We start from the raw sequence: 13,005 nt of genomic DNA, 5'->3' as shown, positions 1-13,005 counted from the left end.
GTTTTCCGCAGGGTTACGGCGGCGGCGGTGTCGCCGGTGCGGGCGCGGCGGGCGGCAGCACCGGCAGGGTGATCGGCGGCAGCAATCCGCCCGGTCCGTCCGGGTCGAACACCGTGGTGCTCGGCGGCGCCGTCGACGTCGGCGACTCCCCCGGGCCAGGGGTGTCCGTCGGGCTGGTGGGTGTGGTCGTCGGCGTCGGCTCGGCGCTGGTCACCGGCGGAGCCGTCGTCGTGGTGGTGGTCGGCTCGGTGGTCGTCGGATACGTCGTGCGCGGCCGTTCCTGCACCTGGGTGCGCGGCACCCAGGTGTACTCCGGATCCGGCACGAACCCGGGCGGCACGGTCTGGGTGACCGGCGGCGGTTCGGGTGGTGGCCGATACGTCTCGTAGAGCCAGGCGGTGAAGAAGAACGCGATGATCAGCCCGATGGTCGAGGTGCGCATGCGCCCGCCGAACACATAACCCGGCCACCTCTTGACATCGCTGTCACTGGACCGCGAGATCAGTTTCATTGGCCGCGGACCTCGGAGTTGGCCGCCAACGAGGTGGACTCGGGTTTGGAGGCGATACCGGCGCGGGCCAGCGCCGCGATGACCAGCACCCGCAGCCGGCGGCCCACCTCGAACTGCTTACCCGGCAGGGTGCGGGCCACCATGCGCAGATTCACGGTGTCCAGTTCGATGCTCTCGACACCCATCAGCTGCGGCTGATCCAGCAGCAGGTCGCTCATCTCCGGGTCTTTCATCGCGTTCTCGCACACCGCGTGCAGCAGCTCGTTGATCGAATTGAGGTCGGCCGAGGTCGGCACCGGGATGTCGACGACGGCCCGTGCCCAGTCCTTGGACAGATTGAGCGATTTCATGATCTGGCCGTTGGGGACGGTGAACACCTCACCGTCGCTGGTGCGCAGTTTGGTGACACGCAGCGTGACGTCCTCGACGGTGCCGGTGGCGTCGTTGGAGGCGCCGAGGGTCAGCGTGACGAGGTCGCCGAAGCCGTACTGCTTCTCGGTGATGATGAAGAATCCGGACAGCAGGTCCTGCACGATGCGCTGCGCGCCGAAACCGAGTGCGGCACCGAGCACGGCGGCCGGCGCGACCAGCGAGCTGACCGGGATCGCCAGGATGTCGGTGATCTGCAGCAGCACCATCACGCAGATCAGCGCGATGGTCACCCAGGAGATCACCGACGCGACGGCCTGGCGATGCTTGGCCGTCTCGGTGCGCACCAGGGCGTCGCTCTCCCGGAAATCGGCGTCGATGCGCCGGCTGATGCGTTGGGCCGCCCAGTTCACGAACCGGGCGAGCAGGATCGCCAGGATGACCAGCATGACGATCTGCAGGCCCTTGGTGATGATCCACTGACCGATTTCACCGCGCCAGAAGTCATGCCAGCGGTCGGCCACTGACAGTGCGTTGAAGCTGGTGACAGTCGCGTTAGTCCTGATCATCTCTCCTGTTGCGCCAACGGATTCCTGCCTCCAGGAACCCGTCGATGTCTCCGTCGAGAACCGCTGCCGGACTACCGACCTCGAATTCGGTGCGTAGGTCTTTGACCATCTGATACGGGTGCAGTACGTAGGACCGCATCTGGTTGCCCCACGAGCTGCCGCTGTCACTCTTGAGCGCGTCCATCTCGGCGCGCTCCTCCTGCCGCTTGCGTTCCATCAGCTTGGCCTGCAGCACTCGCATGGCCGAGACCTTGTTCTGCAGCTGGGACTTCTCGTTCTGGCAGGTGACGACGATGCCGGTGGGGATGTGCGTCAGGCGCACCGCCGAGTCGGTGGTGTTGACCGACTGGCCGCCCGGACCGCTGGACCGGTACACATCGACCCGGATATCACCCTCGGGGATCTCGATGTGGTCGGTGGTTTCGACGACGGGCAGCACCTCGACCTCGGCGAACGACGTCTGGCGGCGGCCCTGGTTGTCGAACGGGCTGATCCGCACAAGTCGGTGGGTGCCCTGCTCGACCGACAACGTGCCGTAGGCGTACGGGGCGTGCACCGCGAAGGTGGCGCTCTTGATGCCGGCCTCTTCGGCGTAGGAGGTGTCGAACACCTCGACCGGGTACTTGTGTGCCTCGGCCCAGCGGATGTACATCCGCATCAGCATCTCGGCCCAGTCGGCGGCGTCGACACCACCGGCGCCGGAGCGGATGTTGACCAACGCCTCGCGCTGGTCGTACTCACCGGACAGCAGGGTCCGGACCTCCATCGCCTCGATGTCCTCGCGCAGCTTGGCCAGCTCGGCGTCCGCTTCGTTGCGCTCGTCCTCCCCGCCCTCTTCGGCGGCGAGTTCATAGAGCACCGGCAGGTCCTCGACGCGCTGGCGGAGTTCCTCGACGCGCCTGAGCTCCGATTGAGCGTGCGACAACCCGCTGGTGACCTTCTGCGCGTGCGCCTGGTCATTCCACAGGTTGGGGTCGGCGGCCTCGGCTTCGAGTGTCTCGATGCGGCCGCGCAGACCATCGACATCGAGCACCCGCTCCACAGTTGTCAACGTGGTGTCGAGGGCGGCGATATCGGCAAGACGGTCTGGATCCACGATTGTTGAGGTTACCGGCCGCTTCCTCCGACTCGGCCCTCGATCGGCGGTCCGCGACTAGGCTCGGGTGCGGTAACCGTCCCGGCGACGTCGCGACAGCCCCTTGCGCGCCGCCGGTCAGCCTCACGAAAAGGCTCCTGCATGCGCCCGTACCACGTGGCGATCGTCGGCTCCGGCCCGTCCGGGTTCTTTGCTGCCGCATCGCTTCTGAAGTCTGATACCCACGACGTGCGCGTCGACATGATCGAGATGCTGCCCACCCCGTGGGGGTTGGTGCGCTCGGGTGTCGCGCCGGACCATCCGAAGATCAAGTCGATCAGCGCGCAGTTCGCCAAGACCGCCGAGGATCCGCGGTTCCGGTTCTTCGGCAACGTCAGCGTCGGTGAGCATGTGCACGCTGCCGAGTTGGCGCAGCGGTACGACTCGGTGGTCTACGCGATCGGGGCGCAGGCCGACCGCGTACTGGGCATCCCCGGTGAGGATCTGCCCGGCAGCGTGTCCGCGGTGGACTTCGTCGGCTGGTACAACGCACACCCGCATTTCGAGGAGACCGCGCCGGATCTCAACGTCGAACGCGCCGTGGTGATCGGCAACGGCAACGTGGCCCTCGATGTGGCGCGCATCCTGATCAGCGAGCCGGAGATCCTGGCGCAGACCGATATCGCCGACCACGCGCTGGACCGCCTCGGCGGGCGTGCCGTGCAGGAGGTCATCGTGGTGGGCCGCCGCGGCCCGCTACAGGCGCCGTTCACGACGCTGGAACTGCGCGAGCTCGGACATATGGAACAGATGGCCGAGGTCGACATCGTGGTGGAGCGCGCCGACTTCGATGACATCAGCGACGAGCAGCTCGAGGCTGCCGACAAGACGGTGCGCACCAATATCAAGGTGCTGCGCGAGTATGCGGAGCTGCAGCCCGCCGGTGCCCAGCGGCGCGTGGTGTTCCGGTTCGCGACATCGCCGATCGAGATCCGCGGGACCGATCGGGTCGAGTCAATCGTGTTGGGCCGCAACGAGTTGGTCGACGAGGGCGGCCGGGTGGTGGCCAAGGACACCGGAGAACGTGATGAGCTGCCGGTGCAATTGGTGGTCCGCGCGGTCGGCTATCGCGGGGTCGCCGTCGACGGGCTGCCGTTCGACGAGCGCTCGGGCACCATCCCGCATGTCGACGGGCGCATCGAGGGCCGCGAACACGAGTACGTCGTCGGCTGGATCAAACGCGGGCCGTCGGGAGTGATCGGCTCCAACAAGAAGGATTCCGCCGATACCGTTCAGACGCTGTTGGACGGGCTCGGTGAGCCCGGTTTCGGTGCCGAGCACGCGGCCGATTTGGAGCAGTGGCTGCTGTCGCGTCAGCCGAAGCTGGTCACCGATGCGCACTGGCAGCGCATCGACGCGCACGAGCGGGCCGTCGGCGAGGCGCAACACCGGCCGCGGGTGAAGGTCACCAGCGTCGAGAAGCTGCTGGGGATCGCGCACGGCTGAGGGTGCTCGTCTGTCGCGAGATTGCCGTTATCGCGGCGTCCACTCGCACTTTCGCGTAATAGTCGCAATCTCGCGGAGCTTGTCGGTGCGTCTGGGCAGCATCACCTCATGGGGGAGCTTGTCGTCGGCAGCCACGCGCGTGCCGCAGGAATCGTCACCGGCCATGAACTTCGTCGCTGGTATGAACGTGTGCACCGCGACATCTATGTGCTGCGCGGGTACGAACTCACCTCGGAGGATCGCATCGACGCGGCTCATCTCCGGTCCGGGCGCGTGGGAGTCGTCGCCGGGGTGGCGGCGTCCGCGCTACACGGTGCCGAGTGGGTGCCCAGTGATCGGCCGATCGAGATGATCTGGAACGTGAGCCGCGCCCCGGCCGGAATCATCGTGCGACGCGACCGCATCGGGCCAGACGAGATCACGGTGTGCAACGGCATTCCGGTGACGACGCCGGAACGCACCGCGTTCGATCTCGGCCGCTATCAGGATCGCAGCGAAGCGCTTGCCCGATTGGACGCCCTCCAGCGGGCGACGCCGTTCCGGCCGGATGACGTGCTCGTGCTCGCGCAGCGCTACCGGGGCGCCCGCGGGTTGAAGCAACTTCGCGAACTCCTCCCACTGGTCGACGGCGGAGCTGAGTCACCCCGCGAATCCCGACTGCGGCTGCTTTTCCTCGACGCCGGTTTCCCGGACCTCACTACGCAGATCCAGGTGTTCGACGGGACGCGGCCGCTTCGCAGGCTGGACATGGGTTGGGAGGAGCTCATGGTGGCCGCCGAGTATGACGGCGAACATCATCAGGCCGACCGCTATCAGTACCTCAAAGACCTCCGCGTGCTCCCACAGGTCGAGCGTCTGGGCTGGACGGTGTTGCGGGTGGTCAAGGAGGACAGCAAGGGCGAGACTCTGGTGCGTGCGTCCCGCGCCCTCACCGCGCATGGCTGGGACGGGGAACTGCGTCCACCGCACCGATCCGTCGCGAAGCTCGCCGCGAGATTGCCGTTATCGCGTTCTGCACTCGCACTTTTGCGCAATAGCCGCAATCTCGCGGGCTAGGTGCCTAGCGGGAGGGGCCCGGCGGTGGGTAATCCGGGGGCGGCGGGTAGTCCGGGGCCGGTGGATAGTCGGGTGGCGGCTGGTTCGGTGGTGGCGGCGGATAGTCGGGAGGCGGCGCGTCCAGGGGTGCGAAACCCCACTTGTCCGGGTTCTTCGGCGAGTAGACGACATCGATCAACTGCCCGATGGTCGGCCACTGGTCGACGTCGACGATCATCCGCTGATAGACCACATGCTCGTTGACCGTCGGGCCGTTGATCACCCCGCTGATGGTGACAAACTGCTCACCGACCTCGTCCGGCCGCGGGCTCACCCCGGTGACCAGGAGTGTGCCCGGTGCCAGATTCGACGGGCGCCCACCACCGAGCCCTCGGCCCCCGCCGCCACCCCCGGAGGCGGCGCGCTTACGGATCCAGGGCGCTGCGATCAAGACCAGCGCACCGACCAACAGCAGGATCATCGCGAATTCGACCACAGGGCCATGGTAGGCATTCGGTCATGACCACCGTCGCCGATGATCTCGCCCTCGCCCTGCACCTCGCCGATCAGGCTGACGCGCTGACGATGGATCGGTTCGGCGCGCTGGACCTGACCATCGAGACCAAGCCGGACCTCACACCGGTGACCGATGCCGACAAGGGTGCCGAGGAGACGCTGCGGGCACTGCTCGCCGAGGCCCGACCCGAAGACGCGGTGTTCGGCGAAGAGTTCGGCGGCGCAACCGATTTGACGACGGCAGGCCGGGTATGGGTGATCGACCCGATCGACGGCACCAAGAACTTCGTCCGCGGCGTGCCGGTGTGGTGCACCCTGATCGCCCTCATCGAGAACGGCGTCCCGACCGTCGGCGTCGTCAGCGCACCGGCGCTGAGCCGACGGTGGTGGGCCGGCCAGGGCCTGGGTGCGCACACCGCGTTCGCCGGTCGCGAACGGCGCATCCAGGTGTCCGGCGTCAACGACCTGTCCGCGGCCAGCCTGTCGTACTCGGACCTGACCACCGGCTGGGAAGACCGCCGGGATCGGTTCGTCGCTCTCACCGACGAGGCCTGGCGGGTGCGCGCCTACGGTGACTTCTGGTCCTACTGCCTGGTGGCCGAGGGTGCGGTCGACATCGCCTGCGAGCCCGAGGTGAAGATCTGGGACATCGCCCCGCTGGACATCCTCATCCGCGAGGCCGGCGGCACGTTCAGCAGCATCGACGGCCGACCCGGCCCGCACGGGGGCAGCGCGCTGGCCACCAACGGCAACCTGCACGAGGCGGTACTCGCCAGGTTGTGACTTTGGTAACAGCCTCCTCGCTATCTTACTCTGGAGTAAGATAGCGTCACGACACATCGTCGCCTATCCGACGTTGTCCCAAAACGCACGAGTCCCCAACCACACGAGGCTGTGATGACCCAACTCGAATCCCGTCCGAAGCGCACCGGTCCGGAGAGCGCCGTCGGACTGCAGAAGCACAAGCGCACCGCCACCGATATCGGCATCGCGCTGCTCACCCCGTTGGTCGGCCAGGAGTTCCTGGACCGCTACGGGCTGCGTGACCCGCTCAACAAGGGCATCCGCTACGGGGTGAAGACCGCCTTCTCGGCGATCGGCGCAGGTAACCGGCAGTTCAAGCGCATCCAGAACATCGGCGCGTCCCCCACCCGGCTGGCACCCAGCGCCTCGGACTATTTCGACCTGACCCCCGATGACGACCAGAAGATGATCGTCGAGACGGTCGCCGAATTCGCCGAGGAGATCCTGCGTCCCGCGGCCCATGACGCGGACGCCGCGGCCTCCTACCCGACGGACCTGATCGCCAAGGCCGCCGAGATCGGTGTCACCGCACTGAACATCCCGGAGAACTTCGACGGGATCGCCGAGCACCGCAGCACCATCACCGGCGCCCTGGTCGCCGAGGCGCTGGCATACGGCGATATGGGCCTGGCACTGCCGATCCTGGCGCCCGCCGGGGTCGCCTCCGCGCTGACCCACTGGGGCAGTGCCGATCAGCAGGCCACCTACCTGCCCGAGTTCGCCGGCGAGAAGGTGCCCCAGGCCTGCCTGGCCATCGCCGAACCGCACGCGCTGTTCGACCCGACCGCGCTGAAGACCACCGCCGTGCGCACCCCGGGCGGCTACCGCCTCAACGGCGTCAAGTCGCTGGTGCCCGCCGCCGGCGATGCCGAACTGTTCATCATCGCCGCCCAGCTCAACGGCAAGCCGGCGCTGTTCATCGTCGAATCCTCCAGCGAGGGACTGACTGTCGAGGCCGACCCGTCGATGGGTGTACGTGCCGCCGCTCTGGGCCGGATCGCCCTCGACGATGTCGCCGTCCCGCTGCACAACCGGCTCGGCGAGGACGGTGCCACCGATCAGGACTATTCCGAAGCCATCGCGTACTCCCGGTTGGGCTGGGCCGCACTGGCCGTCGGCACCTCTCACGCGGTGCTCGACTACGTCATCCCCTACATCAAGGAGCGCACCGCATTCGGTGAGCCGATCGCGCACCGGCAGGCGGTGGCCTTCATGACCGCCAACATCGCCATCGAACTCGACGGCCTGCGGCTGATCGTCTGGCGTGGCGCATCACGGGCCGAGCAGGGCCTGTCCTTCGCCCGGGAGGCTGCGCTGGCCAAGCGGATCGCCACCGACAAGGGCATGCAGATCGGCCTGGACGGCGTCCAGCTGCTCGGCGGCCACGGTTACACCAAGGAACACCCGGTCGAACGCTGGTACCGCGATCTGCGGGCACTCGGCGTCGCCGAAGGTGTTGTGGTCCTCTAGAAAGGCTCGAAAGACATGGCAATCAACCTGGAAATGCCGCGCAAGCTGCGGGCCGTGATGGAAAAGGGACATCAGGGTGCGGCCGAGATGCTGCGGCCCATCTCCCGCAAGTACGACCTGGCCGAGCACGCCTACCCGGTGGAACTCGACACCCTGGCGACCCTGTTCGAGGGCATCTCGGCGGCCAAGACCATCTCGTTCGCCGGGGCCGACGGTGTCGGCGGCGGGGACAACGATGGCAAGTCGAATGTCAACGGCGCCAACATGTCTGCTCTGCTGAACGCCCTCGAGGTCAGCTGGGGTGACGTCGCGCTGCTGCTGTCGGTGCCCTATCAGGGCCTGGGCAACGCCGCGATCTCCAGCGTGGCCAGCAAGGAGCAGCTGGAACGCCTCGGCAAGGTGTGGGCGTCCATGGCGATCACCGAGCCGGGCTTCGGGTCGGACTCGGCCGCGGTGACGACCACCGCGGTGCTCGACGGTGACGAGTACATCATCAACGGGGAGAAGATCTTCGTCACCGCCGGATCGCGCGCCAGCCACATCGTGGTGTGGGCGACGGTGGACAAGTCACTCGGCCGGGCCGCCATCAAATCGTTCATCGTGCCGCGTGAGCATCCCGGTGTGACGGTGGAGCGCCTGGAGCACAAGCTGGGCATCAAGGCCTCCGATACCGCAGTCATCCGCTTCGAGAACGCCCGCATCCCCAAGGACAATCTGCTGGGCGATCCCGAGGTCAAGACCGACAAGGGTTTCGGCGGGGTCATGGAGACCTTCGACAACACCCGGCCCATCGTCGCGGCGATGGCCGTCGGTGTCGCCCGGGCGGCGCTGGAGGAGCTGCGGGTGATCCTCACCGAGGCCGGTATCGAGATCTCCTACGACAAGCCGGCACACGCGCAGAGTGCGGCGGCCGCGGAGTTCCTCCGGATGGAGGCCGACTGGGAGTCGGGTTACCTGCTGACGGTGCGCTCGGCCTGGCAGGCCGACAACAAGATCCCGAATTCCAAAGAGGCGTCCATGGGCAAGGCCAAGGCCGCCCGGGTGGGCAGCGACATCACCCTCAAGGCTGTCGAGATGGCCGGTACGGCCGGCTACTCCGAGCAGTCGCTGCTGGAGAAGTGGGCCCGCGACAGCAAGATCCTGGACATCTTCGAGGGCACCCAGCAGATCCAGCAGCTGGTGGTCGCGCGTCGGTTGCTCAGCCTGTCGTCGGCTGAGCTCAAGTAAGCGCCCTCAGCAGCACCCTGCGCCCGGTCCGCCATCGGCGGGCCGGGCGCAGCTGCGTAGCCAAGTAGGTACCGATCGAAAATATGAGTAGTGCTCTACTCAGGTCGCTACGCAGCCGGTCGCGCAGACTACGTACAGGGCAAAGAGCCAGACGCCCGAGGCGCGGATCGCGATCTGAGGGGAATCGCGATCCGCGCCATTATTTGTCTGTCACGAACAAAAAATCCCCCCGAGGCCTGGCCTCGGGGGGATTTTTCAGTGCTCAGATCAGGCGGTCGGGGCTGCACCCAGAACGCGCTGCAGATCCGGCTTCATGGCCTGCAGCTCCCGGCCCCAGTACGCCCAGTTGTGCGTGCCGTTGTCCGGGAAGTTGAACACACCGTTGCTACCGCCCGCGGCCAGGTAGTTGTCGCGGAAGGTGATGTTGGTGCGGATGGTCAGGTCCTCGAGGAAGGTCGCGGGCAGATCGCCGCCACCGAGCTCGTTGGGCTGGCCGTTACCGCAGTAGACCCACAGGCGGGTGTTGTTCGCCACCAGCGTCGGGATGTTGACCATCGGGTCGTTGCGCTTCCAACCGCTGTTGGGGTCCTCGGTCTTGCCCCACATGTCGTCGGCCTTGAAGCCGCCGGCGTCACCCATGGAGATGTTGATCAGGAACGGCCACCAACCCTCGGAGGGGTTCAGGAAGCCCGACATCGAGCCGGCGTAGATGAACTGGCCGGGGTGCCAGGTCGCCAGGTTCAGCGCGGACGAACCGGCCATCGACAGACCGATCGCGGCGCTGCCGGTCGGCTTGACGGCCTTGTTGGCCTGCAGGTAGGCCGGGAGCTCCTGGGTCAGGAAGGTCTCCCACTTGTAGGTCAGTGTCGGACCCTTGTTACGGGCCGGCGCGTACCAGTCCGCGTAGAAGCTCGACTGGCCACCGACCGGCATGACGATCGACAGGCCGCTGTCCAGGAACCACTCGAAGGCCTGGGTGTTGATGTCCCAGCCGTTGAAGTCGTCCTGCGCACGCAGGCCGTCCAGCAGGTAGACCGCCGGCGAGTTCTCGCCACCGCTCTGGAACTGGACCTTGATGTCGCGACCCATGCTGGAGGGCACCATCAGGTACTCGACCGGCAGTCCGGGGCGGGAGAAGGCACCAGCGGTGGCCGTCTCACCCACAACTGCGATCGCGCCGGGCACGACCAGCGCGGCCGCGGCGGCGGCCCCGATCCGGCGCATCCACCGGCCTACAACGTTCTGCATCAAATTCATCCCAACTCTAAATTGTTCACGGTCCCGCCCGACCCTCGGTGACGTCATGTCCCCGTCACCCAGAGATACCGCAGTGCGTCTTTGCACTGCGGTATCCGCGTCCGCTCGCCTCGATTCGGATCGTGGAGCGGACCGAGAATTCAGTTGTCGCGGGTTGCAGTAAAACACGGCGCCAACGGGTACAGAAAGTCAGGGCACCCGGCGCGCCGCCGTAGGCTGCCGGTCATGACGCCCGCCCAAACGCCGTCCGGCAACCGTCTGACCACGGACGACTGGCTTCAGGCCGGCTATACGATCCTCGCTGAGGACGGTCTCAAATCGCTGAAAATCGACAGGCTCTGCCAACTCCTCAAAGTGACCAAGGGCAGTTTCTACTGGCACTTCGACGGTATGCCCACTTATCGCACGGCGCTCATCGAAGGTTGGCGCGACCTACGTGACGAAGATCGCCGCCAGATCGATGCCGTCGACACCCTCCCGCCGCGCGATCGGCTGGCACAGATGATGGCCTCGCTGCTCAGTCCGCGGCACTGGACGCTGGAGCGCGCGATGCGGGAATGGGCGCGCACCGACGACACCGTGGCCGACAGCGTGCGCGCCGCCGACCGACGCGTACTAGCCGCCGTGCGCAAGGCCTTCGACGACGCCGGGTTCGACGCCGACGACGCCGACCTGCGCGCCAACGCGACATTTGCCGTGGGTATCGGATTTCTGCACCTGGCCGGCGAGGCTCCGAACGCCCGACTGACCGCACAGAGTGAGCGCTTCCTGGACCTCATGCTGGCCGGCCGAGCCTAGTTTCCATACTAAAAGGTATGGTACGTTTCGGGCCATGACGACGATCGAGGCCCGTGGCCTTATCACCGATGCGTTCGTGGCATCACTTGCCGAGCGCGCCGCAGAAGCCGAGACTCTGCGCCGACTGCCCGATGCGACGATCGCCGACCTGACGGCCTCCGGTTTCACCGATCTGCTCGTTCCGGCGGCCTATGGCGGCCAGCAGGCGCCGTTCCCCACCCTTCTCGACCCGGTTCGGCGGATGGCGCACGGTTGCACGTCGAGCGCGTGGACCATCGGCTTCCTGGCGCTGCACAACTGGATGCTGGCGTTGTTCGGCGAGCAGGCCCAGGCCGAGGCGTTCGCCGACCGGCCGTTCCTGGCCCCGGCGCCGCTGGCCCCGACCGGTCGCGGTGTGCCCGCCGACGGCGGCATCCGACTGACCGGCCGCTGGTCGTGGGCGACCGGGGTGATGCACGCGAACTGGATCATCGTCGCCGCGCTGTGCGGCCCCGATGACAGCATCTACCCGGCCCTGGCGCTGCTGCCCGCCGCCGACGTCACCGTCGAGGACGTCTGGCATACCGACGGCATGCGGGCGACCGGATCCAACGACGCCATCGCCACCGATGTCTTCGTCCCGGCGCACCGGCTGGTCAAGGTCACCGATATCTATGCCGGGACCGCACCGGGGGCCGGGCTGCACGACAGTGCGACCTACCGGTGGCCGATGGTACCCGCGCTGGCCCTGTTGTCGGCGATGCCGGCGCTGGGCAGCGCCGAGAAGGTCACCGAGATGTACGCGGCGCGGCTGGCCGAGCGGGTGCTGGCCTATGAGGGTGTGATGCAGAAGGACAAGCCGATCGCCCAGGCGCGGCTGGCCGAAGCACAGGTGCGCCTACGTGCGCTGCGCGGTCTGCTGGCCGACACCGTCGGCGAGATCGAGGCCATCGTGACGACCGGGGACAGTGTAGACAAGCCGGTGCGCGCACAGGCTCGACTGGCCGCCGCCCATATCGTGGCGGAATCCAAGAGTGTGATCGCCGATCTGATGGGGTCCGGCGGTGCGAGCATCCATTTCCTGTCCAGTCCGATGCAGCGCTACAAGCGCGATGTCGACGTGCTGTCCGGGCATGTGGTGTTCGACTACGACACCGCCCGAGAGCTGGCCGGCGCGCTGTCGCTGGGTATGCGTATCCCCCGAACGTCGATGATCTGATGAAAACGCTGTGGATCGAGGGCAGCCCCAAGGGAGACGACGCGCTGTCCTCGCAGCTGGCCCAGGCCTTTCTGGAAGGCGAGGACTACGAACGTTTCTCGGTGTGGGGCGAGGATGTGCTGCGGTTCGGCCGGGATGCCGCTATCGCCAAGTTCGCGCCGCTGTTCGGCGAACAGGTCACCTCCGAACAAGACGCCGTGTGGCAGCAGGTGCTCGCCGAGATCGAGCGGGTACGCGGTTTCGACCGACTGGTCATCTCGTCCCCGATGTGGAATTGGCATGTGCCGCATGCCCTGAAGGCGTGGATCGACATCATCGTGCAGCCGATCGCCAGCTTCACCCTCAACGCCGAGGGTGAGCACGTCGGCACGCTCGGCGAGGGAAAGCCGGTGCAGCTGTTGCTGACCCGCAGCAGCGCCTATGACGGCCGTCATCCCGAGCTGCAGGATTTCCAGCGCCCCTACCTGGAGTACGTGTTCCGGATGCTGGGCTATCGCGTGCAGACGCTGGCCATCGAGCCGACGACGCGCTGGACGCCGGAGGAGCGGGCACAGATGCGTTCGGAGGCCGTTGAATTGGCTCGGCGGGCTGGAGCGTAGCGACCGGGGAATCGATACAGCTCAGCCGGGCGGGCCGGGTAACGTCGCGGCGTCGCGCCGGATCAGAGACG

Annotated in this window: 13 protein-coding genes; 8 read left to right on the top strand and 5 right to left on the bottom strand. The window is 66.9% G+C overall.

All coding sequences use genetic code 11. The features are described 5' to 3' along the window. Nucleotides 1-13 precede the first annotated feature (13 nt). From ACLBYA_RS11310 to prfB, 3 genes are read right to left on the bottom strand one after another with little or no spacing between them, the layout of a single operon-like run. Nucleotides 14-511 (bottom strand): hypothetical protein, encoded by a 498-nt coding sequence (locus tag ACLBYA_RS11310; protein ID WP_447709496.1) that lies wholly within the window; start codon nt 509-511, stop codon nt 14-16. Continuing rightward, on the bottom strand, nt 508-1,449 hold the full coding sequence (locus ACLBYA_RS11305) for a mechanosensitive ion channel family protein (protein WP_447709495.1): 942 nt from the start codon (nt 1,447-1,449) through the stop codon (nt 508-510). The genes ACLBYA_RS11310 and ACLBYA_RS11305 overlap by 4 nt, the downstream gene beginning before the upstream one ends. Further along, nucleotides 1,436-2,545 (bottom strand): peptide chain release factor 2, encoded by a 1,110-nt coding sequence (gene prfB, locus ACLBYA_RS11300; protein WP_447709494.1) that lies wholly within the window; start codon nt 2,543-2,545, stop codon nt 1,436-1,438. The genes ACLBYA_RS11305 and prfB overlap by 14 nt, the downstream gene beginning before the upstream one ends. A gap of 141 nt (nt 2,546-2,686) precedes the next feature. Between prfB and ACLBYA_RS11295 the strand changes: the two genes are divergently transcribed. Further along, nucleotides 2,687-4,030, top strand: a complete 1,344-nt coding sequence (locus ACLBYA_RS11295; protein ID WP_447709493.1) for an FAD-dependent oxidoreductase — start codon at nt 2,687-2,689, stop codon at nt 4,028-4,030. Nucleotides 4,031-4,138: 108 nt separating this feature from the next. Beyond that, the gene (locus ACLBYA_RS11290) at nt 4,139-5,086 is read left to right on the top strand and encodes a hypothetical protein (protein WP_447709492.1); all 948 of its coding nucleotides are present in this window, start codon (nt 4,139-4,141) and stop codon (nt 5,084-5,086) included. 4 nt (nt 5,087-5,090) lie between these two features. Here ACLBYA_RS11290 and ACLBYA_RS11285 read toward each other — a convergent pair whose 3' ends face one another. Continuing rightward, nucleotides 5,091-5,561 carry a hypothetical protein gene (locus ACLBYA_RS11285; protein WP_447709491.1) on the bottom strand — a complete coding sequence of 157 codons (471 nt, stop codon included), beginning with the start codon at nt 5,559-5,561 and terminating at the stop codon, nt 5,091-5,093. A gap of 23 nt (nt 5,562-5,584) precedes the next feature. On the opposite strand from ACLBYA_RS11285, the gene hisN reads away from it, so the two are divergent. The 3 genes from hisN (at nt 5,585) to ACLBYA_RS11270 (ending at nt 9,082) form a co-directional block, all read left to right on the top strand. Then, complete coding sequence (hisN, locus tag ACLBYA_RS11280; RefSeq protein WP_447709490.1) at nt 5,585-6,364, top strand: histidinol-phosphatase; 780 nt, start codon at nt 5,585-5,587, stop codon at nt 6,362-6,364. A 114-nt stretch (nt 6,365-6,478) separates the two neighbouring features. After that, nucleotides 6,479-7,855, top strand: a complete 1,377-nt coding sequence (locus ACLBYA_RS11275; protein WP_447709489.1) for an acyl-CoA dehydrogenase family protein — start codon at nt 6,479-6,481, stop codon at nt 7,853-7,855. Nucleotides 7,856-7,870: 15 nt separating this feature from the next. Then, a complete protein-coding gene (locus tag ACLBYA_RS11270) occupies nt 7,871-9,082 on the top strand; it encodes an acyl-CoA dehydrogenase family protein (RefSeq protein WP_447709488.1) in 1,212 nt (403 codons plus the stop codon). A gap of 267 nt (nt 9,083-9,349) precedes the next feature. On the opposite strand, the gene ACLBYA_RS11265 is transcribed toward ACLBYA_RS11270, so the two are convergent. Then, nucleotides 9,350-10,330 (bottom strand): esterase family protein, encoded by a 981-nt coding sequence (locus ACLBYA_RS11265; protein ID WP_447709487.1) that lies wholly within the window; start codon nt 10,328-10,330, stop codon nt 9,350-9,352. A 234-nt stretch (nt 10,331-10,564) separates the two neighbouring features. Between ACLBYA_RS11265 and ACLBYA_RS11260 the strand changes: the two genes are divergently transcribed. Genes ACLBYA_RS11260 through ACLBYA_RS11250 form a run of 3 tightly spaced genes read left to right on the top strand, consistent with a single transcriptional unit; the run spans nt 10,565 to nt 12,934 of the window. Further along, nucleotides 10,565-11,137, top strand: a complete 573-nt coding sequence (locus tag ACLBYA_RS11260; RefSeq protein WP_447709486.1) for a TetR/AcrR family transcriptional regulator — start codon at nt 10,565-10,567, stop codon at nt 11,135-11,137. 34 nt (nt 11,138-11,171) lie between these two features. Continuing rightward, the gene (locus ACLBYA_RS11255) at nt 11,172-12,335 is read left to right on the top strand and encodes an acyl-CoA dehydrogenase family protein (protein ID WP_447709485.1); all 1,164 of its coding nucleotides are present in this window, start codon (nt 11,172-11,174) and stop codon (nt 12,333-12,335) included. Beyond that, nucleotides 12,335-12,934 carry an NAD(P)H-dependent oxidoreductase gene (locus ACLBYA_RS11250; RefSeq protein ID WP_447709484.1) on the top strand — a complete coding sequence of 200 codons (600 nt, stop codon included), beginning with the start codon at nt 12,335-12,337 and terminating at the stop codon, nt 12,932-12,934. The genes ACLBYA_RS11255 and ACLBYA_RS11250 overlap by 1 nt, the downstream gene beginning before the upstream one ends. The last annotated feature ends 71 nt before the right edge of the window (nt 12,935-13,005 follow it).

The organism is Mycobacterium sp. C31M (assembly GCF_053345865.1).
The sequence above is the reverse complement of the archived record's forward strand: the minus strand, read 5'-3'. Positions and strand labels throughout refer to the sequence as shown.

Coding starts and splice junctions, on each gene's coding strand:
- ACLBYA_RS11310 (WP_447709496.1), bottom strand. CDS start 511: ATGAAACTGATCTCGCGGTCCAGTGACAGCGATGTCAAGAGGTGGCCG.
- ACLBYA_RS11305 (WP_447709495.1), bottom strand. CDS start 1,449: ATGATCAGGACTAACGCGACTGTCACCAGCTTCAACGCACTGTCAGTG.
- ACLBYA_RS11295 (WP_447709493.1), top strand. CDS start 2,687: ATGCGCCCGTACCACGTGGCGATCGTCGGCTCCGGCCCGTCCGGGTTC.
- ACLBYA_RS11290 (WP_447709492.1), top strand. CDS start 4,139: ATGGGGGAGCTTGTCGTCGGCAGCCACGCGCGTGCCGCAGGAATCGTC.
- hisN (WP_447709490.1), top strand. CDS start 5,585: ATGACCACCGTCGCCGATGATCTCGCCCTCGCCCTGCACCTCGCCGAT.
- ACLBYA_RS11275 (WP_447709489.1), top strand. CDS start 6,479: ATGACCCAACTCGAATCCCGTCCGAAGCGCACCGGTCCGGAGAGCGCC.
- ACLBYA_RS11270 (WP_447709488.1), top strand. CDS start 7,871: ATGGCAATCAACCTGGAAATGCCGCGCAAGCTGCGGGCCGTGATGGAA.
- ACLBYA_RS11265 (WP_447709487.1), bottom strand. CDS start 10,330: ATGCAGAACGTTGTAGGCCGGTGGATGCGCCGGATCGGGGCCGCCGCC.
- ACLBYA_RS11260 (WP_447709486.1), top strand. CDS start 10,565: ATGACGCCCGCCCAAACGCCGTCCGGCAACCGTCTGACCACGGACGAC.
- ACLBYA_RS11255 (WP_447709485.1), top strand. CDS start 11,172: ATGACGACGATCGAGGCCCGTGGCCTTATCACCGATGCGTTCGTGGCA.
- ACLBYA_RS11250 (WP_447709484.1), top strand. CDS start 12,335: ATGAAAACGCTGTGGATCGAGGGCAGCCCCAAGGGAGACGACGCGCTG.